Raw genomic sequence first — 26,702 nt, 5'->3', positions numbered from 1 at the left:
GTGCTGGGCGCCGCAGCGCTCGCCTTCGTCGCTGCCGGGCTCGTACTGGCCTAGCGGGCCGGCACGCGGCCGTAGCCGCCCGTCACCGGGCCGCCGCGGCCAGTACCGCGAGTTCGCGGCCGCCGCCGTCGAGCAGCACCAGCTTGCCGTCGCGCAGGCGCCAGAAGCGCGTCGCGGCGAGGGCGGCGAAGAAGGCCTGCTCCTGCGTCGTGACCGCGTCGGCGGCGCAGGCCATCTGCGTCGCCGCCACGGCGCTGAAACGCAGGTTCTCGCCGGCAAGCTCGGCCTGGGTGAAATAGCTGTTGCAGCCGCCGCGCCCGCCGGTGCGCATGTCGCCTGCGATCGACAGCGTAGCCGCGGAATTGGCGAGCAGGGGCGTGCCGCCGATGCTTTCGGCCTGCCAGGTGACATCCAGGATGGGCGCCGGGTCGACCGCGTCCGCGCGACTTGGCGGCGGCGGCGTCGCGGCCGCCGAGCCGGCGAAGCTGGTGACGATGAGTATGGGATCGGGCAGGATCGGGTCGAGGGCGTAGGGCTCGGTGTTGCGGAACCACACCGCCGTGCCGGAGGCGATCTCCGCCAGCAGCGCGTAGGAATGGGCGGTGTTGATGGCGCGGTCGTCGAAACTGAGCGTGAAGGTGAGCGGCACCTGCCCACCCGGCGCGATCGGGGCTTCGGCGCGGATCGGCGCGGCGCCGGTGGCGTCGACATCGATGAGCTGCACCCTCAGCACTGCGTTCGGTGGCAGGGCGATGCGTTCGCGGTAGGTCACCTGGCCGCTGAGCGTCACCGGGTCGGCCACGGCCGGGGCAGCCATGGCGGCCGCGGCGAGAAGTGCCAGCGCCAGTCGGCCGATCGTGCGCAGTGTCCCCAAGTCCACCTCCTGCTCCTCCCCGGACGGTTGCGTCAAGGATGTGGAAGAATTGCATCATTCCGATGGCGGCATGCGACCGGCGCGGCGAATTACGGTGCGTCGAGGACCAGGAACGGTTCGTCGAAATGGTGTTCCTCGAGGTTGTTGCCCTCCCCGCCGCGATCGACGACGAGGAAATCGGAAACGGCCTCGAGCGGCGTCAGCACGCCGTGCCACCCATTACGCGCCACGTTGATGCCCTGGCCGGGGCCGGTGCGGAAGGCACGGGGAGTGCCGGGCACGCCGTCTTCGTCGGGAGCAACGATGGCGAGGAACGGTCGCCCGGACAGCGGGTAGAAGGCCTGGCTGCCGAGCGGGTGGCGCTCCACCATGGCCAGCCGCAGCGGCAGTTCATAGGGCCGGCCGCGGAAGATGGACAGCAACGGCCGCGCCCCGGCCCCGGCAAGCTCGATGCGCGCCAGGTCGTGGAAGCGCTCGGTCATGCCGCCATTGATCGCAAAATGCGTGGCGCCCGCGGTCTCGATCACGTCGCCGAACGGGGCGAAGGCCGCGCGGGTGAGCGGCTCGATGTAAATGGGTCTCACGGCGCCTCCACGGCAACGGAATTGGCCTCGCCGCCGCCGCCCATGTAGACGGCGATCAGCCGTACGGGGGTCTCGCCGGTATTGCTGCCGTTGTGCGGCCAGTCGACGGCCTCGAGGAAGCTGTCGCCGGCGCGGTAGGTCTTCGTCCCCTTGCTGGCGTAGTCGATGGTCAGTTCGCCTTCGAGGATGTAGCCGAACAGCGGCACCTCGTGCTCGTGCCAGCCGGTCTCGCCGCCGGGGGGCAGGGTGACGACGGCCGCCGTCACCTTCGCCGGGCCGTCGGGATAGTCGAGCGGCGTCCCGAGGATGTCGGTGGCGCTCTCGAGCAGCGGCGTCAGCAGGCTCCGGTATTGCTGCGAGGCCTGCTCCTGGGCCTGTACCGCCGTTGCGGCGCAGGCACAGGCCAGGGCGAGCGCGAGGCCGCGCTTCATCGCCGGTTCCGCCAGGGCAGGCCCAGGCTGGCGTGCCGGTTCACGTCCTTGTACAGCAGGTAACGGAAGCGGTCGGGGCCGGCATAGCACGACTGCGGGCAGAAGGCGCGCAGCCACATGAAGTCCCCCGCCTCGACCTCGACCCAGTCGCGGTTGAGCCGGTAGACGGCCTTGCCCTCGAGCACGTAGAGGCCGTGCTCCATGACATGCGTCTCCTCGAACGGAATCACCGCGCCGGACTCGAGCGTGACGATGTTGACGTGCATGTCGTGGCGCACGTCCGTCGGATCGACAAACCGCGTCGTGCCCCAGCGCTCGTTCGTCCCGGGCATCCACCGGATCGGCACCTCCCGCTCGTTGGCAACGAAGGCTTCGGGCACCGGGATGCCCTCGACGGCCTCGTAGAGCTTGCGCACCCAATGGAAGCGCAGGGGGGTGGCGCCGCCATTCGAGAGGGTCCAGCGGCAGCCCGGGGGCAGGAAGGCGTAGCCGCCCGGCGTGAGCCGGTGCACTGCGCCCTCGACGGTCAGGGTCGCCTCACCCTCGGTCACGAACAGCACGCCCTCGGCCCCAGCGTCCGGCTCCGGCCGGTCGCTGCCGCCGCCCGGCAGTACTTCCACGACATACTGGGAGAACGTCTCGGAGAACCCCGTCATGGGCCGGGCGATGACCCAGGCGCGGGTCTGCTGCCAATGCGGCAGGCAACTGGTGACGATGTCGCTCATCACCCCGCGCGGGATGACGGCGTAGGCCTCCGTGAACACGGCACGGCCGGTATGAAGACTTGACTGATCGGGCAGGCCGGCCGCGGGGCCGGCATAGGAAGTGGGGGCCATGGGGTTTCTGCGGTTGTGGTCGTTGCCTGCTCTTAGCGCAGAAGCAACGGATCGGACAGTGGGGCGTTGATCCGGCCTGCGCCCGCCGGGTGACGGTGCCGGGCGATATGGTTAACCATCCGTTGAAGAATCAGGGGCAGGGTCAATCGCATGAGCGAGCGCAAGCACGGGCTGGGGGAAATGTGGCGGGGCGAGGCCCGGCGCGGCGATCTCGTGCACGCGGCCCGCGCCTGGCTCGCCAGGCTGTTGCCGGACGCTGCCCGCGGGAGCACCGACATCGAGTGGGAAGACGGCGAGCCCGAACCCGCATTCGGCCGCCCCGCATGAGCGGGACGGCACGCGGCCGGTGAGCCTCGCCACAGTCTAGGCCGTGGCCCGCAGATCTGCCGTCCACACGCCGAGGGCGTGCGCATCGGCGTCGTATTTCGGCACGCGAAGGGTCTCGCGCAACGCGGCTTCGTACCACTCCTGCATCGGCGCCTGGCGCAGCAGCAGGGCGCTGTACCCGGCGGCTGCCGGATCGAGCTCGAGGCCGTAGGTCTGGATGCGGAAGGCGATCGGCGTGTAGAACGCATCGACGGCCGTGAACCTGCCGCCGGTAAGGAAGGGGCCGCCCCAGCGGGTGAGGCCCTCGGCCCACAGTTCGGCGACGCGGGCGAGGTCCGCCTGCATGGCCGGCGTGCGCTCCCGGAGCGTTACCCGGATGCCGCAGTTCATGGTGCAGTTGCTGCGCAGCCCCACGAAGCCGGAATGCATCTCGGCCGCCGCCGAGCGCGCCCAGGCGCGCACCCCGGCGTCGGCCGGCCAGACGCCGGGATGGCGCTCGGCGAGATATTCGACGATGGCGAGCGAGTCCCAGACGGTGACGTTGCCGTCCTTGAGGGCCGGCACGCGCCCCGAGGGCGAGAACTCCCGATACTTCTCCCAGGCCCCGCCGTCCGGCAGGGGCACCAGCTTTTCCTCGAAGGGGATGCCCAGCATGCGCATCAGCGCCCACGGGCGCAGCGACCACGATGAGTAATTCTTGTTGGCGATGTAGAGCGTGTACATGGGACGTCTCCTCAGCCCGGCAGCAGCGCCCTCAGGCGCCATTCGACAATACGTTCGACCTGCCCGCAAGCGGTCCTGAACTCGGCGTCGGCGTCGTTGTCGAGACGGCGGCGGAAGGCCGCGAGGATCTCGGCCTTGGTGTGGTCGCGCACGGCAATGATGAAGGGGAAACCGAATTTCTCCCGGTAGGCGGCGTTGAGCCGCGTGAATTCCTGCCGCTCCGCGTCCGTGAGCGCGTCGAGCCCCGCCGAGGCCTGCTCGGCGGCCGACTCCTCGGTAAGACGCCGCGCCGCGGCCAGCCGCCCGGCCAGATCCGGATGTGCCCGCAGCACGCCGAGCTTCTCGTCGTGGGTGGCGCCGCGGAACGCCTGGCACAGGGCGGCATGCAGGCCGATGGCGGTGTCGTTGGCGGGCCCCAGTTCGCGCCCGAAGGCGCGCTCCACCACCCACTGGGAGTGCTCGAACACGCTGCCGCAGAGGGCCATGAAGTCGTCGAGCGCCAATGTCGACGGGCGCACCGCGGGGGCGACGTAGGGGTGATGCTCATGCCAGTGCCGGGCGATGTCGATGCGCTTCGCGATCCACACCTTGTCCCGGCTGCGGACGTGCTCGACGAAGCGCTTGAGCCCGGCGAAGCGCCCGGGCATGCCGGCCAGCCGGCAGTGCAGCCCGACGGTCATCATCTTGGGCGCGCCGGCCTCACCCTCCTCGTAGAGGACGTCGAAGGTGTCCTTGAGCATCTGGTAGAACTCCTCGCCGTTGGCGAAGCCCGATGCGGTGGTGAAGCGCATGTCGTTGGTGGCCAGCGAATAGGGGATGACGAGCTGCGGCACCCCCTTGTGCTCGCGCCAATAGGGCAGGTCGTCGTCATAGGTGTCGGAGACGTAGAGGAAGCCGCCCTCCTCGCTGGCGAGGTCGACGGTGTTCACCGACGTGCGGCCGCAATACCATCCGGTCGGGCGGCTGCCGGTCACCTCGGTGTGGATGCGGATGGCTTCGTGCAGGTCGGCGCGCTCGAGCTCGATGTCGTGGTCGCGGTAGTCGATCCACTTGAGCCCGTGAGTCGCGATTTCCCAGTTGGCGTCGAGCATGGCCCGGACCTGCGCCGGGGAGCGCTGCAGCGCCGTGGCAACGCCGTAGACGGTCACCGGCAGGCCAAGCCCGGTGAACAGCCGATGCAGGCGCCAGAACCCGGCCCGGGCGCCGTATTCATACATCGACTCGACGTTCCAGTGGCGCTTGCCCGGCCACGGCACGGCCCCGATCACGTCGCTGAGGAAGGCTTCGGAGGCGGCATCGCCATGCAGGATGTTGTTTTCCCCGCCTTCTTCGTAGTTGAGCACGAATTGAACGGCGATGCGGGCGTCGCCGGGCCAATGGGGAGCCGGCGGGTTCTGGCCGTAACCGTGCAAGTCGCGGGGGTAGCGCATAGGAGTGGAGCCCTTTCCTTTTTCTCCTATATGCCGAGGCGCGCGCGGCGGCACAAGCGGGTGCCAAAAATCGACCACTTGGTAAAAATCTGGCGTACACCCCTTGGAACCCGGTGGGTTTTTGTCGATAGTCGGGACCCGCGTGCAACAAACACGCAGACATACAGGCGCCGACGGAAAGGGAGGTTCGATGGCGGGCCCAGGACGATTGACCACGCACGTGCTCGATACGGCGCACGGCCGGCCGGCCGCCGGCATGGCCATCGACCTGCTGATGGTGCATGGCGACCACACTCACCACCTGCTGACGACGCACACCAATGCCGACGGGCGCCTCGACCGCGCCCTGCTCGAGGGCGAGGAGTTCGACAGCGGCACGTTCGAGCTGGATTTCCACGTGGGGCGCTACTTTTCCCGGCTCGGGCTCGAGCACGCCTTCCTCGACGTCGTGCCGGTGCGCTTCACCATCAGCGAAATGGCGCATTACCACGTGCCGCTGCTGGTCTCCCCGTTCGGCTACACCACCTACCGGGGAAGTTGAACCATGACCGAAGTCCGCAATACCCTCCGCTTCCTGCTCAACGACGAGACCGTCGAACTCGGCGACGTCCCGGCGACGGAGACGCTGCTGGACTTCCTGCGGCTCGAGCGCCGACTCAGCGGCTCCAAGGAAGGCTGCGCCGAAGGGGATTGCGGCGCCTGCACGGTGCTGGTCGGCCGGCTGCGCGACGGGGAACTCGTCTATGAGAGCGTCACGGCCTGCATAACGTTCGTCGGCGCCCTGGACGGCGCCCACGTCGTGACCATCGAACACCTGTCGACGCCGGACGGTCCGCTGCACCCGGTACAACAGGCGATGCTGGATTTCCACGGCAGCCAGTGCGGCTTCTGCACGCCGGGCATCGTCATGTCGCTCTATGCGCTGTGGATGCGCGAGCCGCAGCCCTCGACCGCGGCGGTCGAGCGGGCGCTGCAGGGCAATCTGTGCCGCTGCACGGGCTATGCGCCGATCGTGCGCGCCGCCCAGGCGGTGTCGGGCTACGCCGACGCCGGCGACGACCGGCTGGTCAAGCATCGCGAACAGGTCAAGGCGCGCCTGTCGGAGTTGCACGACGGCCGGCGGGTGGAGATCGGCCACGGGCGCGACCGGCTGGTCGTGCCGGCAAGCGTCGACGATCTCGCCGAAATCTACGCGGCGGAGCCGGGGGCGACGCTGGTGTCGGGGGCGACCGACGTGGGGCTGTGGGTCACCAAGTTCATGCGCGACATCGGGCCGATGGTGTTCATCGGCGAGGTTCCCGAACTGCACCGCATCGCCGTCACCGGGACGCAAGTGACGCTCGGGGCCGGCGTCACCTACACGCGGGCGGCCCCGGTCGTCGTGGCGCATTTTCCGCAGCTCGGCGAATTGTGGGGACGCATCGGCGGCGAGCAGGTGCGCAACATGGGCACGGTCGGCGGCAATATCGCCAACGGCTCGCCGATCGGGGATACGCCGCCGCCGCTGATCGCGCTGGGCGCGCGCATCGTCCTGCGCCGGGGCGCGGCGCGCCGCGAGGTGCCGCTGGAGGACTATTTCATTGCCTACGGCAAGCAGGACCGGCAGCCGGGCGAGTTCGTGGAGACGGTGACCATCCCGCTGCTGCCGGCGGGCGAGCATTTCGCCTGCTACAAGGTGTCGAAGCGCCGCGACGAGGATATCTCGGCGCTGTGCGGCGCCTTCCGCATTGCCCTCGATGCCGGCGGCACGGTGGAGGCGGCCCGCATCGCCTTCGGCGGCATGGCGGCGACGCCGAAACGAGCCGGCGCGGTGGAAGCCGCCCTCGTGGGCAGGCCGTGGACGGCCGCGTCGGTCGAGGCGGCAGCGGCGGCCTTCGCCGAGGACTACCAGCCGATCACCGACATGCGGGCCTCGGCCGAATACCGCCTGCTGGTGGCGCGCAACCTGTTGCGACGGTTCCATCTCGAGACCACGGGCGCGCCGGCCCGGCTGGTGCGGGAGGTGGCTTGATGTTCGCTACACTGATGGACCCCCACCCTCGGTCCCTCCCCTCAAGGGGGAGGGATGCCACAGAACCGAGGCCTCTCGGTCTGCCTCCCCTCCCCCGTGAGGGGAGGGGTTGGGGGTGGGGGTCGCGCAATTCGTGCCGGGAGCAGCTGCAATGAACAAGCAACCCGTCATTCCGACCGCCTTCATGAACGTGGCGATGCCGCACGACAGTGCCGCCAAGCATGTCAGCGGCCGCGCCGAATATATCGACGACATGGTCGAGCCCGAGGGCACGTTGCACGCCTATCTCGGCCTCTCCCAGCGTGCCCACGCCGAGATCGTCGCCATCGACCTCGCCGCCGTGCGCCAGGCGCCGGGCGTGGTCGGCGTCCTTACCGCCGAGGACATCCCCGGCGAGAACGACGTGTCCTCGCCGCACAAGCACGACGAGCCCGTGTTCGCCACCGGCCGCGTGCTGTATGTGGGCCAGCCGGTGTTCGCCGTCATCGGCACGACGCGTGCCGCCGCCCGCCGTGCCGCGCGGCTGGCGAAGATCGAGTACCGCGACCTGCCGGCGCTGCTGGACATCGACGCCGCCCGGTCCGCCGGCGGGCGGCTCGTGACCGAACCGCTCACGCTCGAGCGCGGCGACGTCGCCGGCGGCCTCGCGCGCGCGCCGCGCCGGCTCAAGGGTACGATGCGGATTGGCGGGCAGGAGCATTTCTACCTGGAGGGGCAGGTGGCGCTGGCCGTGCCGGGGGAGGACGAGGACGTCGTCGTCCATTCCTCGACGCAGCACCCCTCGGAAGTGCAGCTGATGATCGCCCATGTGCTCGGCGTCAGCTACCACGCCGTGACCGTCAACGTGCGGCGCATGGGGGGCGGCTTCGGCGGCAAGGAAACGCAGGCCAACCTGTTCGCCGCGGTGGCGGCGCTCGCTGCCCGGCGCTTCCGCCGCGCGGTGAAGATCCGGCCCGACCGCGACGATGATTTCCTCATCACCGGCAAGCGCCACGATTTCTGCGTCGACTACGAGGTCGGCTACCACGACGACGGCAGGATCGAGGCGGTGGACGCGGTCTACGCCGCGCGCTCGGGCTTCTCGGCCGATCTCACCGGGCCGGTGACCGACCGCGCGCTGTTCCACGCCGACAACGCCTATTTCTTCCCGGCGGTGCGGGTGCGGTCGGAGCCGCTGTTCACCAACACCCAGTCCAACACCGCCTTCCGCGGCTTCGGCGGCCCGCAGGGCATGGTCGGCTGCGAGCGCTGGATCGAGGACATCGCCTACGCCCTCGGCAAGGACCCGCTCGACATCCGCAAGGCCAATTTCTACGGCATCGGCGAGCGCAACGTCACGCCCTACCACCAGACGGTGGAGGACAACGTCATCCACCGAATCGTCGAGGAACTCGAGGCCTCGTCGGACTACCAGGCGCGGCGGCGCGCCATCGTCGCCTTCAACCGCACCAGCCCGGTCCTCAGGAAGGGGATCGCGCTGACGCCGGTGAAATTCGGGATTTCGTTCACGGCCACCCTGTTCAACCAGGCCGGGGCGCTGGTGCATGTCTACCGCGACGGCTCCATCCACCTGAGCCATGGCGGCACCGAGATGGGGCAGGGGGTCAACATCAAGGTGGCCCAGGTGCTCGCCGACGCCTTCCAGGTCGGGCTTGAGCGCATCAAGATCATGGCCGCCACCACCGGCAAGGTTCCCAACACCTCGGCGACCGCCGCCTCCTCGGGCTCCGACCTCAACGGCGCCGCGGCCGCCGACGCGGCGCGGCAGATCAAGGAGAGGCTGGTGGCCCACGCGGCCGGGCTGTACGGCGTCCCCGCGGGCGACATTGCCTTCGAGCCGGGCGGCGTGCGCTGCGGGCAGCGTTTCGTGCCATTCGCCGAACTGGTGGAATCCGCCTATGCGGCGCGGGTGCAGCTGTCCGCCGCCGGCTTCTACAAGACCCCCAAGATCCACTGGGATCGCAGCACCGGCCGCGGCCGGCCGTTCTACTACTTCGCCTACGGGGCGGCGGTGTCGGAGGTGACCATCGACACGCTGACCGGCGAGCACCACACCGACCGCGTCGACATCCTGCACGACGTCGGCCGCTCGCTGAACCCGGCCATCGACATGGGCCAGGTGGAGGGCGGCTTCGTCCAGGGCATGGGCTGGCTGACCACCGAGGAGCTGGTGTGGGACGGCAAGGGCCAGCTGCGCACGCACGCGCCCTCGACCTACAAGATCCCGCTCGCCTCCGACGCGCCGCCGGTCTTCAACGTGCGGCTGGCCGACTGGTCGGTCAACAAGGAGACCAATGTGGGCCGCTCCAAGGCGGTGGGCGAGCCGCCCTTCATGCTGGCCATTTCGGTGCTCGAGGCGCTGGGCATGGCGGTGGCGTCGGTCGCCGACTACAGGATCGCCCCCCGCCTCGACGCCCCGGCGACGCCGGAGCGCGTGCTGATGCGGGTGGAAGAGTTGCGGCGGGAGCAACAGCCGTGAATTCGGTGGTTGTTGCCACCCCCTCCCCACCCCTCCCCACAAGGGGGAGGGTGTCTGCCGGTGGGCTGGGCAACAAGGGGCCACGAGCACGATCCTGCACCTCCCCCCTTGTGGGGGCGGATGGGAGGGGGGTGACACCACGATGACTCTCGCGGGCGCCGAACTCGAGGCCTTCCTTTCCGAGCATCGCGCCGCCATCGTGGCCGAACTCACGGCCGTACGCGGCTCGAGCCCGCGCGAGCAGGGGGCGTTCATGCTGATCGCCGCGGAGACGCTGCTCGGTACCATCGGCGGGGGAGCGCTCGAATACCTGGTCATCGACCGGGCCCGGCAGGTGCTGCGTGACGGCCTGCCCGACGCCGCGCTCGACATTCCGCTCGGCCCCGAGATCGGCCAGTGCTGCGGCGGGCGGGTCGAGGTCGCCCTCAGGGTCGTGGACGAGGCCATCGCCCGGCGCCTGGCGGCGCGGCTCGCGGCGGCACAGGCCGTCCAGCCGCATGTCTACGTGTTCGGCGCCGGCCATGTCGGCCGGGCGCTGGCCCGGGCGCTGTCGCCGTTGCCGCTGCAGGTGCACGTCGTCGACACGCGCCCCGAGGAACTGGCGGGGCTGCCCGACAACGTCGACGCCAGGGCGGTGGCGCTGCCGGAGGCGGTGGTGCGCTCGGCGCCCGCGGGCAGTTCCTACGTCATCCTCACCCACGATCACGCCCTCGATTTCCTCATTGCCGGCGAGGCTCTCAAGCGCCTGGACGCGCCCTATGTCGGCATGGTCGGCTCGAAGACGAAACGCGCCCGGTTCGCGAGCTGGTATGCCAGCGAAGGCGGCGGCCGGGCGGCAGTGGAGCGGCTCGTGCTGCCCATCGGCGGCCGGGCGTTTCCGCACGGGCTTGGGGACAAGCGGCCGGAGGTGATCGCGGCGCTGGCCGCGGCCGAGATCATGGTGCAGATTGCGCAACGGACCGCTTCGGAACAGCGCCGGCCGGTCGTCAGTGTCGGAACCCTCGATGGACGCTAACGTGCCGCCTCGGCTTGAGCTTACCGGGATCACCAAGCAGTTTCCCGGCGTACTTGCCAACGATCGTGTCAGCTTTTCGGTGCGCCCCGGCGAAATCCATGCGCTGCTGGGCGAGAACGGCGCCGGCAAGTCGACGCTGGTCAAGATGATCTACGGCATCATGCAGCCCGACGCCGGCGAAATCCGCTGGGACGGCGCCGTGGTCGGCATCCCCAATCCCAGGGCCGCGCGCCGGCTGGGCATCGGCATGGTGTTCCAGCACTTCTCGCTGTTCGAGGCGCTGACCGTGCTCGAGAACATCGCGCTCGGCATGGACGCGAAGATCCCGGCGCGCCAGCTGGAGGCCAAGATCCGCGAGGTGATGGCGCAGTACGGGCTGGCGCTCGAGCCGCGCCGCATCGTTTCAACCCTGTCGGTGGGCGAGCGCCAGCGCATCGAGATCGTGCGGGCGCTGCTGCTCGATCCGCGCCTGCTGATCATGGACGAACCGACTTCGGTGCTCACCCCGCAGGAGGTGGAGCAGCTGTTCGTGGTGCTGCGCCAGCTGGCCTCGGAGGGCTGCTCGATCCTCTACATTTCGCACAAGCTCGACGAGATCAAGGCGCTGTGCGACACGGCGACGATCCTGCGCGGCGGCAGGGTGGTGGATACCTGCGATCCCAAGGCGGAAACGTCGCGCTCGATGGCCGAGAAGATGATCGGCGGCAATCTCAAGGACATCGTCAAGCAACCGGCGCGCGAATTCGGCGAGCCGGCCTTCGCGGTGCGCAACTTGTCGCTGCCGGCGGTGGGCCCGTTCGGCACCTCGCTCGAGGATATCAGCTTCACCGTGCGCAAGGGTGAGATCTTTGGCGTCGCCGGGGTCGCCGGCAACGGCCAGAACGAATTGCTGCTTGCCCTCGACGGCGAGGTCGCGAGCGCGCCGGGCGCCATCGAGATGGCCGGGCGGCCGGTCGGGCAACTGCATGCCACCGGCCGGCGCAAGCGCGGCCTGTGCGCGGTGCCAGAGGAACGCAACGGCCATGCGGCGGTGGGGGATTTCACGCTCAGCGAGAACAGCGTGCTGACCGCCCGCGACCGGCTCGGCATGGTGAGCGCCGGGCTGATCCGGGCCGGGGCGGCGAAGACCTTCACCGGCGAGGTGATTGCGGCCTTCGCCGTCAAGGCGCTCGGCCCGGGGGCCACGGCTGGGTCGCTGTCGGGCGGCAATCTGCAGAAATACATCATGGGGCGCGAGATCCTGCAGAAGCCGGAGGTGCTGGTCGTCAACCAGCCGACCTGGGGCGTCGATGCCGGCGCCGCGGCGGCCATCCACCAGGCGCTGGTCGACCTCGCCGCGGCGGGCTCGGCCATCGTCGTCATCAGCCAGGACCTTGATGAACTTCTGAAGCTCTGCGACACGCTGGCGGTGATCAACGAGGGGCGGCTGAGTGCCAAGATGAACGTGGGGGAGGTCTCGATCGAGGAGATCGGGCTGCTGATGGGCGGGGTGCACGGCACCGCGCAGGAAACGCACATCGCGCCGGGGGGCGAGCATGCAGTTCCGGCTTGAGAGGCGGGCCGAGCCGAGCCGGCTCATGCTCTACGCCGCGCCGGTCGCGGCGGTGCTGCTCACCATGGTGCTGGGCGCGGTCATCTTCAGCCTGATGGGCTATAACGGCGTCGGCGCGGTCATCGAGATATTCACCCGGCCGATTACCAATCCGCTCAAGTGGCAGGACCTCGGCATCAAGGCGGCGCCGCTCATCATCATCGGGGTGGGGCTCGCCATCGCCTACCGGGCGAATGTGTGGAACATCGGCGCCGAGGGCCAGTACGTCGCCGGCGCCATGGCGGGCACGGCCGTGGCGCTGCTCACCATGGGCATGGAGGGGCCGTGGATCCTGCCGGCGATGATCGTCGCCGGGGTGCTCGGCGGCATGCTGTGGGGCGCCATACCGGCGCTGCTCAAGACGCAGCTCGACGTCAACGAGATCCTCACCAGCCTGATGCTCAACTACGCCATCATCCAGCTGCTGGGCTATCTGCTGCGCGGGCCGTGGCGCGACCCGATGGGCTTTTCCTTTCCGCAGACGCCGCTGTTCACCGCCAGCCAGTCGCTGCCCTATCTGTGGCGCGGCACGATCATGCACTGGGGCGTGCCCATCGCGCTGGTCGTCGCGCTGCTCGCCTGGTTCGTGATGAGCCGTTCGGTCTTCGGCTTCCAGGTCAAGGTGGTGGGCAGCGCGCCCAACGCCGCGCGCTATGGCGGCTTCTCGGCCAAGCGCACGATCTGGCTGGCGCTGCTGGTCTCGGGCGGGCTGGCGGGGCTCGCCGGCATCCTCGAGGCGGCCGGGCCGTTCCGCCAGCTCGTACCCGGCTTCAACACCGGCTACGGCTTCACCGCCATCATCGTCGCCTTTCTCGGGCGGCTGAACCCGCTCGGCGCCATCGCTGCCGGCCTCGTGCTCGCCATCACCTATGTCGGCGGCGAGATCGCGCAGACCACCATCGGCCTGCCCAGCGCCGCCACCGGCATCTTCCAGGCGCTGATGCTGTTCCTGCTGCTGGCCGGCGACATCTTCGTGCGCTACCGCCTCAAGGCCGTGGCCCCGCGCCCCGCGGGAGAAGCGGCATGAGCCCGGACCTGGCCGTCGCCATCGTCGTTGCCATCGTCGGCGTCTCCACCCCCATCCTGCTGGCGGCGCTGGGCGAACTGGTGGTGGAGAAGGCGGGCGTCCTCAACCTCGGCGTCGAGGGCATGATGCTGATGGGGGCGGTCATCGGCTTCGCCATGGCCGCCAGCACCGGCAACCCCTGGCTCGGCGTGCTCGCGGCCGCCGTCGCGGCGGCGCTGGGCGCCCTGATCTTCGGCTTCCTCACGCTCAGCCTGTCAGCCAACCAGGTGGCCACCGGCCTCGCGCTCACCATTTTCGGCACCGGCTTCTCCGCGCTCGCCGGCAAGGCCTTCCTGGGCAAGACGATCCCCGTGTTCGGCGCCGTGTTTCCACCGGAACTGGCGCAGCACCCGTTCGGGCGCGTGTTCTTCGGCTACTCGCCGATCGTCTATTTCTCGCTGTTCATGGTGGTGGCGGTCTGGTGGTTCCTCACCCGCACGCGCGCCGGCCTGATCCTGAGGGCCGTGGGCGAGAACGACGCCTCGGCCCATTCCATCGGCTATTCGGTGGTCGGGGTGCGCTACGGCGCGGTGGCCTTCGGCGGCGCCATGGCCGGCGTTGCCGGCGCCTATTTTTCCATGGTCGGCACGCCGATGTGGGCGGAGAACCTCACCGCGGGGCGCGGCTGGATCGCGCTGGCGCTGGTGGTGTTCGCCGCCTGGCGGCCGTACCGGCTGCTGGCCGGGGCCTATCTCTTCGGGGCGGTGATGACGCTGGAGCTGCATGCCAAGGCGGCGGGTGGCTGGTTCTCGGTCGTCCCCCCGGAGGCATGGGCGGCGCTGCCATACCTCGCGACAATCTTCGTGCTGGTGGCCATTTCCATGCGGCGCAGCGGCAGCACGAGTGCACCGGCTTGCCTCGGCAAGCCCTTCCTACCAACGGCATAACCGGTCTCAGGGAGAACCATCATGACCATGCTACCCCGTCGCACGATCCTGAAGGGCGGCATTGCGCTTGCCGCCATGCCCGCCCTCAGCGGCATCGCGCTGGGCCAGGAAAAGCTCAAGGTCGGCTTCGCCTACCTGGCCGTCCCCGGCGACTACGGCTGGACCTACGCCCACGACCAGGGCGCCAACGACCTCATCAAGGCGCTCGGCGACAAGATCGAGGTCACCAAGGTCGAGAATGTCGGCGAGAGCGGCCCGAACGTCGAGCGCGTGCTGCGCGAACTGGCGCAGCAGGGCAACAAGCTGATCTTCGCCACCACGTTCGGCCACATGGAAGCGGCGGTGAAGGTTTCGGCCGAGTTCCCCGACGTGATCTTCGAGCACTGCACCGGCTTCAAGACCGCCCCCAATCTCGGCACCTACAATGCCCGCTTCTACGAAGGCCGCGCCGTCATCGGCACCATCGCCGGGCACATGTCGAAGGCCGGCGTCGGCGGCTATCTCGCCTCGTTCCCGATCCCCGAAGTAGTGATGGGCATAGACGCCTTCTGCCTCGCCGCCCGCAAGGTCAACCCGAACTTCACGCTCAAGGTGATCTGGCTCAACACCTGGTTCGACCCGGCCAAGGAAGCCGACGCCGCCCGTGCCTTGCTCGACCAGGGCGTCGACGTCATCACCCAGCACACCGACAGCCCGGCCCCCGTGCAGGTGTGCGAGGAGCGCGGCGCCATCTGCTTCGGCCAGGCCTCCGACATGGCTTCGTTCGGGCCGAACGCGTGCCTGACCTCGATCGTGGACAACTGGGGCCCGCACTACATTCGCGCCACCCAGGCCGTGCTCGATGGCACGTGGGTGTCGGCGCAGCCGTGGGAAGGGCTCAAGGAGGGCGTCGTCCTCGTCACCCCGTACAACGCCAAGGTGCCGGCCGAGGTGGCGGCGGCGGCCGACGCGGTCAAGCAGGGCCAGATCGACGGTTCGCTGCACATCTTCACCGGCCCGATCAAGGACAAGGACGGCAACGAGATGGTCGCCGCCGGCCAGACGCCGGACGACGGGTTCCTCCTCGGCCTGCAGACCTACGTCGAAGGCGTGCAGGCATAGGGGCCCGTACTACGCCGGGGGCAGGCCCGGCCTGCCTCCCGTCGTGGGCGTGGCCCCACCCTCATCCGGGCTTCGCCCACCTTCTCCCACCGGGAGAAGGCGCCAAGTGAGATATCGCCGCTCTGTCGCCCTCTCCCCTCGTGGGAGAGGGCGCCCGAAGGGCGGGTGAGGGGAGCCCGAGGCACCGAATGACCGACTACGCAATCTTCTGGGAATGGCTGAGCTTTGCGGTGCGCTGGACGCACGTGGTCACCGCCATCGCGTGGATCGGCTCCAGCTTCTACTTCATCGCGCTCGACCTCGGCCTGCGCCAGACGCCGAGCCTGCCGCCGCTCGCCCATGGCGAGGAGTGGCAGGTGCATGGCGGCGGCTTCTACCACATCCAGAAATATCTCGTGGCCCCGGATTTCCTGCCCGAGCACCTGACCTGGTTTAAGTGGGAGAGCTACTTCACCTGGCTGTCCGGCTTCGTCCTGCTGGTCATCGTCTACTATTTCGGCGCCGACCTGTTCCTCATCGACCGGCACGTGCTGGACGTGCCCAACTGGGTGGCGATCCTCATCTCGATGGGGTCGATCGGCCTCGGCTGGGTCGTCTACGACGCCCTGTGCCGCTCGCCGCTCGGCCGTTCGACGGGCGGTCTGATGGCGGCGCTGTTCGTGGTGCTGACGGCGATGGGCTGGGCCTACACCCAGGTGTTCACCGGCCGGGCGGCGCTGTTGCACATGGGCGCCTTCACCGCAACCATCATGACGGCCAACGTCGTCGCCGTCATCATTCCCAACCAGAAGGTGGTGGTCGCCGACCTCAAGGCCGGACGCACGCCCGATGCCAGATATGGCCGCATCGCCAAGCAGCGCTCGCTGCACAACAACTACCTGACGCTGCCGGTCATCTTCTTCATGCTGTCCATCCACTATCCGCTCGCCTTCGCGACGGAGTGGAACTGGGTCATCGCCGCGCTCATCTTCCTCGAGGGCGCCATCATCCGGCACTGGTTCAACACCCGCCACGCCCGCAAGGGCAACCCGCACTGGACCTGGGCCGCGGCGGTCGCCATCGTCCTCGTCATCGCCTGGCTGTCGTCGGCACCAAAACCGGGCGACGCGCGCGACGCCGTGGCCTCGGCCGCCGCCGCGCCGTTCCTCGCCGCCGAGCATTTTACCGCAGCCCGCGATACGGTGCTGATGCGCTGCTCGATGTGCCACACCGCCGAACCGGTGTGGGAGGGCGTCCAGCAAGCGCCAAAGAACGTGCATCTGGATGGCGACGTCGTGATCGCCAACCAGGCGCGGGAGATTGCCCTGCAGGCCGGCTACAGCCATGCCATGCCGCCCGGCAACATCACCGAGATAAGCGACGAGGAGCGGGCGCTGCTGGTCGCCTGGTACCGCGAGGGATCGGGCGAATGACGCGGCTGCTGCTGCGCGGCAGGGTCCTCAGCTTCCTCGACGAGCCGCAAAGCCTCGACGATACAAGCAGTTACGCCTACTTCGAGGATGGCGAGGTCGAGATCGCAGACGGTCGCGTCGTCAGCATCGGGCCGTTCGACGGCGCGCAGGATGCCGGCACCCGCATCATCGACCACCGCCCGCACCTGATCATGGCGGGCTTCATCGATCCGCACATCCATTTCCCGCAGATGCAGGTCATCGGCTCCTACGCGGCCGCGCTGCTCGAATGGCTCAATACCTACACCTTCGTGGAAGAACAGAAATTCGGCGACGCGAGGCATTGCGCCCGGATCGCCTCGCGCTTCTTCGACGAGTTGATCCGGCACGGCACGACGACGGCCGCCGCCTATTGCTCGGTGCACGCGCAATCGGTCGACGCCTTCTTCACCGAGGCGGCGAAGCGCGACATGCTGGTGCTCGGCGGCAAGGTGATGATGGACCGCAACGCCCCACCCGGGTTGCTCGACACGGCGCAGGCGGGCTACGACGACAGCAAGCGGCTGATCGACACCTGGCACGGCAAGGGCCGGGCGCGCTACGCCATCACGCCGCGCTTTGCCATCACCTCCTCGCCCGCGCAACTCGAGGCGGCCGCGGCGCTCGCCGCCGAGTTTCCGGACTGCCACATCCAGACCCATGTCTCTGAGAACCTCGCCGAGATCGAATACGCGCGCGAACTCTATCCCGACGCGCCCGACTACATGGGCATCTACGAGCGGTACGGCCTGCTCGGCCCGCGCACCCTCCTCGGACACTGCATCCACCTCACCCACCGCGAGGTCGAGGTGGTGGCCGGGACGCGGTCGGTGGCGGTGTTCTGCCCCACCTCGAACCTGTTCATCGGCTCGGGCCTATTCGACTACGACAGGCTGCATGCCCGCGGCGCCCGCATCGCGGTTGCGACCGACGTCGGCGGCGGCAGCAGCTATTCGCTGCTGCGAACGCTCGACGAGGGCTACAAGGTGCTGCAGTTGCGGGGGCAGCGCCTCAATCCGCTGCGCTCCTTCTACCACGCGACGCTGGGCAATGCCCGGGCGCTCGGGCTCGAAGGCAGCATCGGCGCGCTGGTTCCCGGGGCCGCGGCCGACCTCGTCGTGCTGGATGCGCGGGCGACGCCGCAGATGGCGCTGCGCCATGAGACCATTTCAGCACTTGCCCAGGAGCTGTTCCTGTTGCAGACGTGCGGCGACGATCGGGCGGTTGTCGAAACCTATGTCGCGGGCAGGCCGATGAAATCGGCGCTGCCGCAGTCCGGAACCTAGAAAGGCGGTGGGATGTCCAACTATGTAGACAGGTCGGGTCTCGAGGTGGCTGCAGTCCTGGCGGCGTTTGTCGAGGACGAAGCGCTGCCCGGGACCGGCGTGTCGGCGGCGCAGTTCTGGTCCGGGCTTGCCGGCGTGGCCAGGGAGCTGATGCCGAAGAACCGGCAACTGCTGGCCACCCGCGAGCGGTTGCAGCGGCAGATCGACGACTGGCACCGCCAGCACGGGCCGGTCGCGGCCGACCCGGCGGGCTACGAGTCCTTCCTCCGCCGGATCGGCTATGTCGTCGACGAGCCGGCCGACTTTACCGTGGAGACGACCGGCCTCGACCCGGAAATCGCGACCTTGTGCGGCCCGCAGCTGGTGGTGCCGGTCTCCAACGCCCGCTATGCGCTCAACGCCGCCAATGCCCGCTGGGGCAGCCTCTACGATGCCTTCTACGGCACCGACGCCATCCCGCAGGAGGGCGAACTGGCGCCGGGCAAGGCCTACAACCCCCGGCGCGGCGAGGCGGTGTTCGCCCGCGTCGCGGCCTTCCTCGACGAGGCGTTCCCGCTTGCCGGGGCCAGCCACGCGGCCGTCATCTCCTACGAGGTGGTCGAGACGGCCGGCGGCGCCGCGCTGGCCATGGAGACGGTCAACGGCCCGGCAGCGCTCAGGGACAAGACGCAGTTCGTCGGCCATTCCGGCGCCGGCGGGCGCGCCGTCATCCTGCTGCGGCACCATGGCCTGCACGCCGAACTGGTCATCGATCCGAGCCATCCGGTGGGCAGCACCCACCCGGCCAAGCTCGCCGACGTCATCATCGAGGCGGCGCTGACCACCATCCAGGATTGCGAGGATTCGGTGGCGGCCGTCGACGCCGAGGACAAGGTCGGGGTCTACCGCAACTGGCTCGGGCTCATGGACGGCACGCTCGAGGAGACGTTCGAGAAGGGCGGGCGGACCGTCCGCCGCCGGCTCAATGCCGACAGGACCTATACCGGCGCCGACGGCAAGCCGCTGGTGCTCAAGGGCCGCGCGCTGCAACTGGTGCGCAACGTGGGCCACCTGATGACCACCGACGCCGTGCGCGACGCCGAGGGCGCGCCCATCGGGGAGGGCCTGCTCGACGCCGCGGTCACGGCACTGTGCGCGCTGCACGACACCGGCAACTCGGCGACCGGCGCCCTGTACGTGGTCAAGCCCAAGATGCATGGGCCGGCCGAGGTGGCCTTCGCCTGCGAGATCTTCGCGGCCGTGGAGCGGATGCTCGGCATGGCGCCGCTGACCATCAAGATCGGCATCATGGACGAGGAGCGGCGGACCTCCGCCAATCTCAAGGCCTGCATCCACGCCGCCCGGCAACGCCTGTTCTTCATCAACACCGGCTTCCTCGACCGCACCGGCGACGAAATCCACACCTCCATGGAGGCGGGGCCGGTGCTGCGCAAGGACGAGATCAAGTCGGAGCGTTGGCTGCAGGCCTACGAGGACCGCAACGTCCTCATCGGCATTGCCTGCGGCCTGCCCGGACGGGCGCAGATCGGCAAGGGCATGTGGGCGCGGCCGGACGACATGGCGGCCATGCTCGAAGCCAAGATCGGCCATCCGAGCGCCGGCGCCAATACGGCCTGGGTGCCGTCGCCGACGGCGGCGACGCTGCACGCGCTGCACTACCACCAGGTGGACGTGTTCGAGGCCCAGAAACGCCGCCACAACCAGCCGACGCCGCCGCTCGCCGAGTTGTTCTCGATGCCCGTGCTCGACCCCGCCACGCTCGATGCGGACGAGATCACGCGCGAGGTCGAGAACAACGCGCAGGGGATTCTCGGCTACGTCGTGCGCTGGGTCGACCAGGGCGTCGGCTGCTCGAAGGTGCCGGACATCAACGACGTGGGGCTGATGGAAGACCGCGCCACCTGCCGCATCTCGTCCCAGGCGATCGCCAACTGGCTGCGCCATGGCGTCGTCACCCGCGAGCAGGTGAGCGAGATCTTCGGCCGCATGGCCGCGGTGGTGGATGCCCAGAACGCCGGCGACCCGCTCTACGTGCCCATGGCCGGCAGGCCGGATTCGGTCGCCTTCCGCGCCGCCCTGGCATTGGCCGTCGAGGGCGCGGCGCAGCCCAGCGGCTATACCGAGCCGATCCTGCACGCCGCCCGCGCCGAGGCCAAGGCGCACGCCTGAACCTCCGGATCCCGGTTCTCATGCCGCGGCGGCTCGCATGCGCTGCCGCGGCGTTCACGATATCGCGAAGAAACCCGCACCGGCGCGAACGCGTTTTCCAGGCAGGCCACGAACTCCCGGCCTGATCCAAGGAGACCATCATGCACGTTCGCAATCTGATATTTCCGCTGGCTGCGGCTGCTTTCCTTTCCGTATCCGGGGCTGCGACCGCCCAGGCCGTGATCAACAACTACCGGGTGCCCGAAGAAAGCATGACGACGTTCGCGCAGAAGTGCCAGGCCCTGCAGGTCGCGCAGAACCGCAGCCTGAGCGAGGACGCCGACCAGACCGTAACCGGCTCGATCGATGAGCCCGGCGAGTCCTCGGGCGACTTCGCTGCGAGGGAACACGAACTCGAGATCCTCGCCAGCCTGACCGTCGAGCAGTGCCGGGAAGCCGGCTTCCTCTGATATCGCCTGAGAGCCGTATCCTCGCCGGGGCGGGCGCGATCCGTCCCGGCCTAGTGAATGTCCTGCACCGGCAGGTGGATGGCCGTGGGCCGTTGCGGATCGTGAAAGATCTCGATGTCGCACGGCAGCAGCGTCGTCGCCTCGCCGAAAGCCTCATCGGTGCCGGTGTTACGGGCGTAGCGCGGATGGGCGCCGCTGGCCACGAGCAGCCGTAGCCGGTGGTTCTCCTTGAAGCAATGCGCGGTGGCGTGCAGCTTCATGTTGAGCTTCCAGATATCGTCGGGAACTGCGGGCGAGGCTGAGGTCATACGGATGAAACCGTCGCAGATATTGGTCGAGACCCCCTTCTCGTCGACGTCGCTCAGCCGGACGAAGAAATCGGCATTGGGCAGGCTGGCGCGGGCGTAGAGCGTGACCGTGACGTTGCCGATGATGGTGATCGGGGTGAACAGCGGTTCGGACGTGAAGGTGAGGACGTCGTTGCGGCCCTCAAGTTTGGCGTTGTCCACCGGACCGGCCCCGGTGAAGGCGAACACGGCGCCACCCAGATTGGGAGTAGGACGCCGCGGGTCGTAGCGGTAGGTATCAGGGTCGGCATTCTTCACCGGCCGCGGCGACAGTACGCCGTCGGGGTGCAGGTGCCAGATCTGCGTATCGGGCACGGCGGGGGGGTAGGTTTCGAACTCGCGCCATTCCCCGAGCCCGGAAATATGCAGGCGCACCGGCTTGTCGCGCAGCCCCGAGCGATCGTCCAGCAGGTGGGCGCGCATCCAGGTCAGCGTGTCGCGGATGCTCTGCCACTGCAATTCGGCGCTGACATGCACCCACGGGCCCACCGTCAGGTAGGGGGTGTGCCCGGCTTCCACCAGGCTCTGGTAGTCCCGCAGCAACTGGTCGATCATGAAATCGTACCAGCCGGAGATGAACAGGTTGGGCGGCGTCCGTACCCCCAGCCGGTGGGTGTGGTCGATGGCCTCCCAGAACGCCTCGTTGCCGATGGCGCCGTCCAGCCAGCGCTTCCAGAAACCCATGTGCTTGCCGACGACGCGCTTGTCGGCATCGCGCAGCGGCAGCTTCATGGAGGCGCGCAGCGAGCGCCGCTCGATACTGCCGCTCCACATGCGCTGGCTGAGCAGCACGGGGCTGGACTTCAGCCCCTCCACCACCTGCAGCCAGCCCAGCCACAGGCCGAGATCGGGCGCGCCGCCGGGAAACAGCACGCTGCGGAACTCGGCGCTGGTCACCTTCGTCGACATCGCCGAAACCTTGGGCAGGGCGTCGCAGATGGCCCATTGCGCGTAGCCCAGATAGCTTGGGCCGGAGGTGCCGAGGCGTCCGTCGAACCAGGGTTGCCGACTGATCCAGTCGAGCGTGTCGAGGCCATCCTCGCGCTCGTGGGTCAGCGGATCGAGTTCCCCTTCGGAACCGCCGGTGCCGCGGCAGGATTGCAGCACGGCATTGAAGCCGCGCTCGGCATAGACCTCGGCAACGGTGCTGAAGCCCCGCAGGCCATACGGCACCCGCATCAGGATGGTGGGGTGGCGGCCGGGCGCCTTGGGCGCGTAGTGGACGGTATCGAGCATCACGCCGTCGCGCATCGGCACGCGCAGGCCGCGGTGGCGGATGGCGGCGCACTGGCGCTTGGGCAGCCCGCAGGACTCGGCGAGGAGGCGGCTGCTCAGGCTCATCGGCTAGGCAACGAAGGTGAAGGCGTCGACATCGAACAGCCCGCGGTCGGTGAGCTTGAGATGGGGAATGACCGGCAGGGCGAGGAAGGCCGCGGTCAGGAACGGTTCGGGCAGCGTGCAGCCGAGCGCGGCCGCGGCCTCGCGCAGCCGCTGCAGCTTGTCGGCCACGGTCTCGAACGACTGCAGGCTCATGAGGCCGGCGAGCGGCAGCGCCAGTTCGGCCAGCACGGCCCCGTCGCGCACCACGGCGAAGCCGCCGCCGAGCTGGATCAGCCGGTTGACGGCCACGGCCATGTCATCGTCGGAGACGCCGACGACGGTGATGTTGTGGCTGTCGTGGCCGACCGAGGTGGCCATCGCCCCGGCCTTGACCCCGAACCCGGAAACGAAGGCGCGGCCGATATTGCCGTTCCTGCCGTGGCGTTCGATGACGGCGACCTTGACGACGTCGGCGTCCGTGTCGGGCAGCAGCAGGTCGTCGGCGACCGGCAGGGTCGCCGTGAGATGCTCGGTGATGATCCGGCCCTGCGTCACCCCGATGACCGGCGTGGCGTTGCGGCCCGCACGCACCGGGACCGCGAAGTCGGCTGCCGCCACCGGCCGTGCCTTCATCGAGGCGAGGCCCACCGGCGCGACGGTGTCGCGCATCGCGAAGAGTTCGTCGTCGACGAGGCGCCCCGCGCTGAACACGCCGGATACGGAGCAGGCCTGCAAATCGTCGAGCAGCACGATGTCGGCGCGCCATCCGGGGGCGACGAGGCCCCGGTCCCTGAGCCCGAAGATGCGCGCGGCCGAATGGCTGGCAGCGCGGTAGACGTGGTGGAGCGGGCGCCCCTTGGCGATCAGGCGGCGGATCGAGGCCTCGATATGGCCCTCATGGGCGATATCGAGCGGATTGATGTCGTCCGTGCACAGGGCGACGAAGCTCGAGGTGTCGTGGTCGAGGATCTCGGCCAGGGCGTCGAGGTCCTTGGCCGAGGAGCCCTCGCGGATGAGGATGGCCATGCCCTTGGCCAGCTTCTCGCGCGCTTCCCGTGCGGTGGTGCATTCGTGGTCGGTGCGGATGCCGGCGGCGAGATAGCCGTTGAGCGCCATGTCGGACAGCAGCGGCGCGTGGCCGTCGATATGGCGGTCCTGGAAGGCGGCGAGCTTGGCGAGGAGATCGGCGTCGGCCGCCAGCACGCCGGGAAAATTCATGACCTCGGCCAGGCCGAGGACCTTGGGGTGGGCGAGGAACGGCAGCAGGTCGGCGATTTCGAGACGGGCACCCGACGTCTCGTGGCTGGTCGCCGGCACGCAGGACGAGAGGTTGACGCGGATATCCATCACCGTGCGTTCCGCGCACTCGAGGAAGTAGCGGATGCCGTCGGCGCCGAGCACGTTGGCAATCTCGTGCGGATCGCAGATGGCGGTGGTGATGCCGTGCGGCAGCACGCAGCGGTCGAACTCGAAGGGCGTGATCAGCGAGGATTCGATATGCAGATGGGTGTCGATGAAGCCGGGCACGGCGAAGCGGCCGTCGCCATCGACGATGCGGTTGCCGCTGTAATAGCCGTGCGTGCCCACGATGCGGTCGCCGACGATGGCGATGTCCGAATGGGTCACCGCGCCAGTGATGACGTCGAGCAGCCGCACGTTCTTGATCACGGTGTCGGCGGGCACCGCCCCGGTCCCGGCCTTGATCATCCTGGAAAGCAGCTGGGGGGAAACCATTGCACCACCGCATGAAACCTTTGGGCACAGCGTCGTTCGTCGGCGCGTCGCGGTCAAGAGCGCCCGGGAACCCATAAGGAAACGCCACGTTGAGTCGGGCAAGCAATGCGGAACGGAGCCTGTGATGCAGACCTATGACGCCAAGAAGAGCACGACCGAGGTCCGCCAGGGCAGCCGCCGGATGATGAACACGCGCGTGCTGGTGATCTCGACGGTGCTGGTGGTAGCCATCTTCGCGCTGATCTATCTCGTCTACTTCCTGCAGCCCAATCCCACGGCGCTGTGACGCCTGCGGCGCGCGAGGGGGGACACGGATGGCACGGTTGCGACGCGTCCGCCGGGACGATCTGACGATCGCGCGGCGGCGCAGCGGCAGGGGGTTCACCTTCCTCGACGCCGAGGGAGCGCCGGTGGGCGATGCGGAATTCAGGGCGCGCGTGCGGGCGCTGGCCATTCCGCCGGCGTGGCAGCAGGTGCGCATCGCAGCGCAAGCGAACGCCCACATCCAGGCCTGCGGCATCGATCAGGCCGGCCGCGTCCAGTACATCTACCATCCGGACTGGGAAGCGAGGCGGACGCGCCGCAAGCAGCGCCAACTGGCGGCGTTGAGCGCGGCGCTGCCGCGGATCCGCCGTCGCGTCCGGCGCGACCTCGAGGCGCCATCGGGCAGCAAGGAACTGGCGCTTGCGGTCGGCGTGGCGCTGATCGACCGGACGGCGATGCGGGTGGGGCGCGAGCGGTATCTCGAAAGCAACGGCACGCGCGGCGCCGGTACGCTGTTCGCGCGCGACGTCGCCGTGACCGGCGACACCGTGGTCCTGCGTTTTCCCGCCAAGAGCGGCAAGCGGGCCTCCTATGTCGTCTCCGATGCCCGGCTCGCCCGCGCCATCGAGCGGCTCAAGTCGGTGCCGGGCCGGCGCCTGCTGGCCTATCACGGTGCCGACGGCGCGCCTCGCCGCCTGCGAGCCGAGGACCTCAATGCCTATCTGCGCGAGATTTCCGGGGCCGCCGTGACGGCCAAGGATTTCCGCACGCTCCATGCCAGCGCGCTGGCGGCGGAGGCCTTGTCGCGGCTCGAGCCGGAGGCGTCGCCCGCCGCACGCAAGCGGCAGGTGGCGGCCGTGGTGCGCCAGGTGGCGGGCTTCCTGCAGAACACGCCAGCCATCACCCGGCAGAGCTACATCGCGCCGTGCCTGTTCCGCCTGTTCGAGGGCGGCAGGCTGGCGCCGCTGTGGCAGGAGGGCGCGCCGCGCCGCGACGGCCTGCGGCAGCGCGAGATGCGGCTCGGCGTGGTCCTGTCGGCGGCGGGCTAGCTGCCCTCCTTGAACAGCACCTCGCGGTCCTGGGTGAAATTGGCCAATAGCGGCAGGCTGGCGCCCCCCATGGCGCGGGCGGCGTTGCCGATCGAGCCCTCGACCAGCCGGAAAGGCGACAGGCCCTGCCGGTTGACCCGGGAAATCGCCTCCTCCGTGCGGGCGATGATGCGCCGGCGGACCGCGATGGGGAAGGCGCCGTCGATGATGACCGTCTCGACGTCGATCACGGCAATGGCGGCGACGACGGCGAAGGCGACGCTCTCGGCGACCTCATCGATCCATTCGTCGAGGACCGGGCCCAGCGCGTCGCCCCAGTCGTCGGGCGACTGCCAGAGGACGTCGGCATTGCGGCCCCGGGCGTGCAGCTTGCGCTCGAGCACGTAGATGGAGGCGACGTTCATCAACTGCGGCGTCTTGGCACTGCCGCCCAGCCTCGCCCCCGGCGCCGGCATCGAGCCGAGAGCGGCGGCGTTCTGCGTGCGTCCGGGGAACAGGTGGCCGTCGAGCACGAGGCCGCCGCCGATGAACGAACCGATGAAGACGTAGAGATAGTCGCTGTGGTCGCCGCCGCCGCCGAACATGAGCTCGGCGGCACAGGCCGCCGTGATGTCGTTGGCGAAATACACCGGCCAGGGGCAGAACCCGGCGATGTCGGCGCGGATGTCGATGGTGCGCCAGGCGTCGATTTCGGCCTTGGGGGCGCCGATTTCCTCGTGCCAGGTCCACATCTCGTAGGGCATGGCGATGCCGAGCCCGGCGATGCGGCGGGTCAGCCGCTCGGGCAGCTGCGCGAGCATGCGCTCGATCCCGTCCCGGGCGAAGGCCAGGACCCGCTCCGGCTTGGGATAGGCGTAGGTCTCGTGCAGCAGCTGCAGCACCTCGCCGGTGAAGTTGATGAGGTAGAGATCGGCGCTGCGCCGGCCGATCTTCAGGCCGAAGGCGAGGGCCCCCTCGGGGTTGAGGGAGTAGGGCACCGATGGCTGACCGATGCGGCCGCGCTGCGGGCTGCCCTTGAGCAAAAGCCCGTCGGCCGTCAGCTGGTTCATGATGATCGAGATGGTCTGCGGTGAGAGCCGGGTGAGCCGCGCGATGTCGGCCTTGGGCAGCCCGCCGTGGAGGCGGATGAGCGACAGCACCAGCCTCTCGTTATAGAGGCGTACGCCGAGCTGGTTGGTGCCCCGGCTCGAGGCTCCCGGCCTGGCGCTCAACTCCTTGCCGCCCGCGTCCATCGCCACCGACGCTTCCTCCCCAAATCTTTACCTTTGTGCATGAAGCACGCTTCGGACGGCCGCACCA

24 protein-coding genes are annotated in these 26,702 nt (G+C 69.1%); 15 read left to right on the top strand and 9 right to left on the bottom strand.

Annotation, left to right across the window (positions count from 1 at the left end; genetic code table 11):
- Nucleotides 1-82 precede the first annotated feature (82 nt).
- The 4 genes from VGD93_RS14115 to VGD93_RS14100 all read right to left on the bottom strand — a co-directional run bounded on the left by VGD93_RS14115 (nt 83) and on the right by VGD93_RS14100 (nt 2,725).
- Nucleotides 83-880, bottom strand: a complete 798-nt coding sequence (locus VGD93_RS14115; RefSeq protein WP_395012798.1) for an META domain-containing protein — start codon at nt 878-880, stop codon at nt 83-85.
- Between the two features lie 83 nt (nt 881-963).
- On the bottom strand, nt 964-1,458 hold the full coding sequence (locus tag VGD93_RS14110) for an ureidoglycolate lyase (RefSeq protein WP_395012797.1): 495 nt from the start codon (nt 1,456-1,458) through the stop codon (nt 964-966).
- On the bottom strand, nt 1,455-1,889 hold the full coding sequence (locus VGD93_RS14105; RefSeq protein WP_395012796.1) for a cupin domain-containing protein: 435 nt from the start codon (nt 1,887-1,889) through the stop codon (nt 1,455-1,457). The genes VGD93_RS14110 and VGD93_RS14105 overlap by 4 nt, the downstream gene beginning before the upstream one ends.
- Nucleotides 1,886-2,725: a bifunctional allantoicase/(S)-ureidoglycine aminohydrolase gene (locus tag VGD93_RS14100; RefSeq protein WP_395012795.1), complete on the bottom strand. Its 840-nt coding sequence runs from the start codon at nt 2,723-2,725 to the stop codon at nt 1,886-1,888. Before VGD93_RS14100 ends, VGD93_RS14105 begins: the two co-directional genes overlap by 4 nt.
- Nucleotides 2,726-2,875: 150 nt before the next feature.
- On the opposite strand from VGD93_RS14100, the gene VGD93_RS14095 reads away from it, so the two are divergent.
- Complete coding sequence (locus tag VGD93_RS14095; RefSeq protein ID WP_395012794.1) at nt 2,876-3,052, top strand: hypothetical protein; 177 nt, start codon at nt 2,876-2,878, stop codon at nt 3,050-3,052.
- A 36-nt stretch (nt 3,053-3,088) separates the two neighbouring features.
- Here the strand turns inward: VGD93_RS14095 and VGD93_RS14090 are convergent, their stop codons facing one another.
- Nucleotides 3,089-3,775 carry a glutathione S-transferase family protein gene (locus tag VGD93_RS14090; protein ID WP_395012793.1) on the bottom strand — a complete coding sequence of 229 codons (687 nt, stop codon included), beginning with the start codon at nt 3,773-3,775 and terminating at the stop codon, nt 3,089-3,091.
- An 11-nt stretch (nt 3,776-3,786) separates the two neighbouring features.
- Entirely contained in the window at nt 3,787-5,205 is a 1,419-nt protein-coding gene (puuE, locus tag VGD93_RS14085; RefSeq protein ID WP_395012792.1) for an allantoinase PuuE, read from the bottom strand.
- A 190-nt stretch (nt 5,206-5,395) separates the two neighbouring features.
- Between puuE and uraH the strand changes: the two genes are divergently transcribed.
- The 12 genes from uraH (at nt 5,396) to VGD93_RS14025 (ending at nt 20,689) form a co-directional block, all read left to right on the top strand.
- Nucleotides 5,396-5,746, top strand: coding sequence for a hydroxyisourate hydrolase (gene uraH / locus VGD93_RS14080; protein WP_395012791.1), 351 nt, complete (start codon nt 5,396-5,398; stop codon nt 5,744-5,746).
- 3 nt (nt 5,747-5,749) lie between these two features.
- Nucleotides 5,750-7,216 carry a xanthine dehydrogenase small subunit gene (xdhA, locus tag VGD93_RS14075; RefSeq protein WP_395012790.1) on the top strand — a complete coding sequence of 489 codons (1,467 nt, stop codon included), beginning with the start codon at nt 5,750-5,752 and terminating at the stop codon, nt 7,214-7,216.
- Nucleotides 7,217-7,367: 151 nt separating this feature from the next.
- Nucleotides 7,368-9,695 (top strand): xanthine dehydrogenase molybdopterin binding subunit, encoded by a 2,328-nt coding sequence (xdhB, locus tag VGD93_RS14070; RefSeq protein WP_395012789.1) that lies wholly within the window; start codon nt 7,368-7,370, stop codon nt 9,693-9,695.
- A 142-nt stretch (nt 9,696-9,837) separates the two neighbouring features.
- On the top strand, nt 9,838-10,710 hold the full coding sequence (gene xdhC / locus VGD93_RS14065; RefSeq protein ID WP_395012788.1) for a xanthine dehydrogenase accessory protein XdhC: 873 nt from the start codon (nt 9,838-9,840) through the stop codon (nt 10,708-10,710).
- Nucleotides 10,700-12,262 carry an ABC transporter ATP-binding protein gene (locus tag VGD93_RS14060; protein WP_395012787.1) on the top strand — a complete coding sequence of 521 codons (1,563 nt, stop codon included), beginning with the start codon at nt 10,700-10,702 and terminating at the stop codon, nt 12,260-12,262. The genes xdhC and VGD93_RS14060 overlap by 11 nt, the downstream gene beginning before the upstream one ends.
- Nucleotides 12,246-13,328: an ABC transporter permease gene (locus tag VGD93_RS14055; RefSeq protein WP_395012786.1), complete on the top strand. Its 1,083-nt coding sequence runs from the start codon at nt 12,246-12,248 to the stop codon at nt 13,326-13,328. The genes VGD93_RS14060 and VGD93_RS14055 overlap by 17 nt, the downstream gene beginning before the upstream one ends.
- Complete coding sequence (locus VGD93_RS14050) at nt 13,325-14,254, top strand: ABC transporter permease (RefSeq protein ID WP_395012785.1); 930 nt, start codon at nt 13,325-13,327, stop codon at nt 14,252-14,254. Before VGD93_RS14055 ends, VGD93_RS14050 begins: the two co-directional genes overlap by 4 nt.
- 21 nt (nt 14,255-14,275) lie before the next feature.
- Nucleotides 14,276-15,355 (top strand): BMP family ABC transporter substrate-binding protein, encoded by a 1,080-nt coding sequence (locus VGD93_RS14045; RefSeq protein ID WP_395012784.1) that lies wholly within the window; start codon nt 14,276-14,278, stop codon nt 15,353-15,355.
- Between the two features lie 188 nt (nt 15,356-15,543).
- Nucleotides 15,544-16,767, top strand: coding sequence for a urate hydroxylase PuuD (locus tag VGD93_RS14040; protein WP_395012783.1), 1,224 nt, complete (start codon nt 15,544-15,546; stop codon nt 16,765-16,767).
- A complete protein-coding gene (gene guaD, locus VGD93_RS14035; RefSeq protein ID WP_395012782.1) occupies nt 16,764-18,071 on the top strand; it encodes a guanine deaminase in 1,308 nt (435 codons plus the stop codon). Before VGD93_RS14040 ends, guaD begins: the two co-directional genes overlap by 4 nt.
- 12 nt (nt 18,072-18,083) lie before the next feature.
- A complete protein-coding gene (locus tag VGD93_RS14030) occupies nt 18,084-20,240 on the top strand; it encodes a malate synthase G (RefSeq protein WP_395012781.1) in 2,157 nt (718 codons plus the stop codon).
- Between the two features lie 140 nt (nt 20,241-20,380).
- Nucleotides 20,381-20,689, top strand: a complete 309-nt coding sequence (locus VGD93_RS14025; protein WP_395012780.1) for a hypothetical protein — start codon at nt 20,381-20,383, stop codon at nt 20,687-20,689.
- A gap of 50 nt (nt 20,690-20,739) precedes the next feature.
- Here the strand turns inward: VGD93_RS14025 and VGD93_RS14020 are convergent, their stop codons facing one another.
- On the bottom strand, nt 20,740-22,377 hold the full coding sequence (locus tag VGD93_RS14020) for a CocE/NonD family hydrolase (protein WP_395012779.1): 1,638 nt from the start codon (nt 22,375-22,377) through the stop codon (nt 20,740-20,742).
- Between the two features lie 3 nt (nt 22,378-22,380).
- The gene (gene ade, locus VGD93_RS14015; RefSeq protein ID WP_395012778.1) at nt 22,381-24,090 is read right to left on the bottom strand and encodes an adenine deaminase; all 1,710 of its coding nucleotides are present in this window, start codon (nt 24,088-24,090) and stop codon (nt 22,381-22,383) included.
- 124 nt (nt 24,091-24,214) lie between these two features.
- Here ade and VGD93_RS14010 point away from each other — a divergent pair, with 124 nt between their 5' ends.
- Both VGD93_RS14010 and VGD93_RS14005 read left to right on the top strand, forming a co-directional pair.
- Nucleotides 24,215-24,376, top strand: a complete 162-nt coding sequence (locus VGD93_RS14010) for a hypothetical protein (RefSeq protein ID WP_395012777.1) — start codon at nt 24,215-24,217, stop codon at nt 24,374-24,376.
- A 28-nt stretch (nt 24,377-24,404) separates the two neighbouring features.
- Complete coding sequence (locus VGD93_RS14005; protein WP_395012776.1) at nt 24,405-25,403, top strand: DNA topoisomerase IB; 999 nt, start codon at nt 24,405-24,407, stop codon at nt 25,401-25,403.
- Here VGD93_RS14005 and VGD93_RS14000 read toward each other — a convergent pair.
- On the bottom strand, nt 25,400-26,635 hold the full coding sequence (locus tag VGD93_RS14000) for an ROK family transcriptional regulator (RefSeq protein WP_395012838.1): 1,236 nt from the start codon (nt 26,633-26,635) through the stop codon (nt 25,400-25,402). The genes VGD93_RS14005 and VGD93_RS14000 overlap by 4 nt on opposite strands.
- Between the last annotated feature and the right edge of the window lie 67 nt (nt 26,636-26,702).

The organism is Devosia sp., from assembly GCF_036406155.1.
Classification (GTDB): Bacteria; Pseudomonadota; Alphaproteobacteria; order Rhizobiales; family Devosiaceae; genus Devosia_A.
Note: the sequence above shows the minus strand (reverse complement) of the source record. Positions and strands in the feature narration are given on the sequence as shown.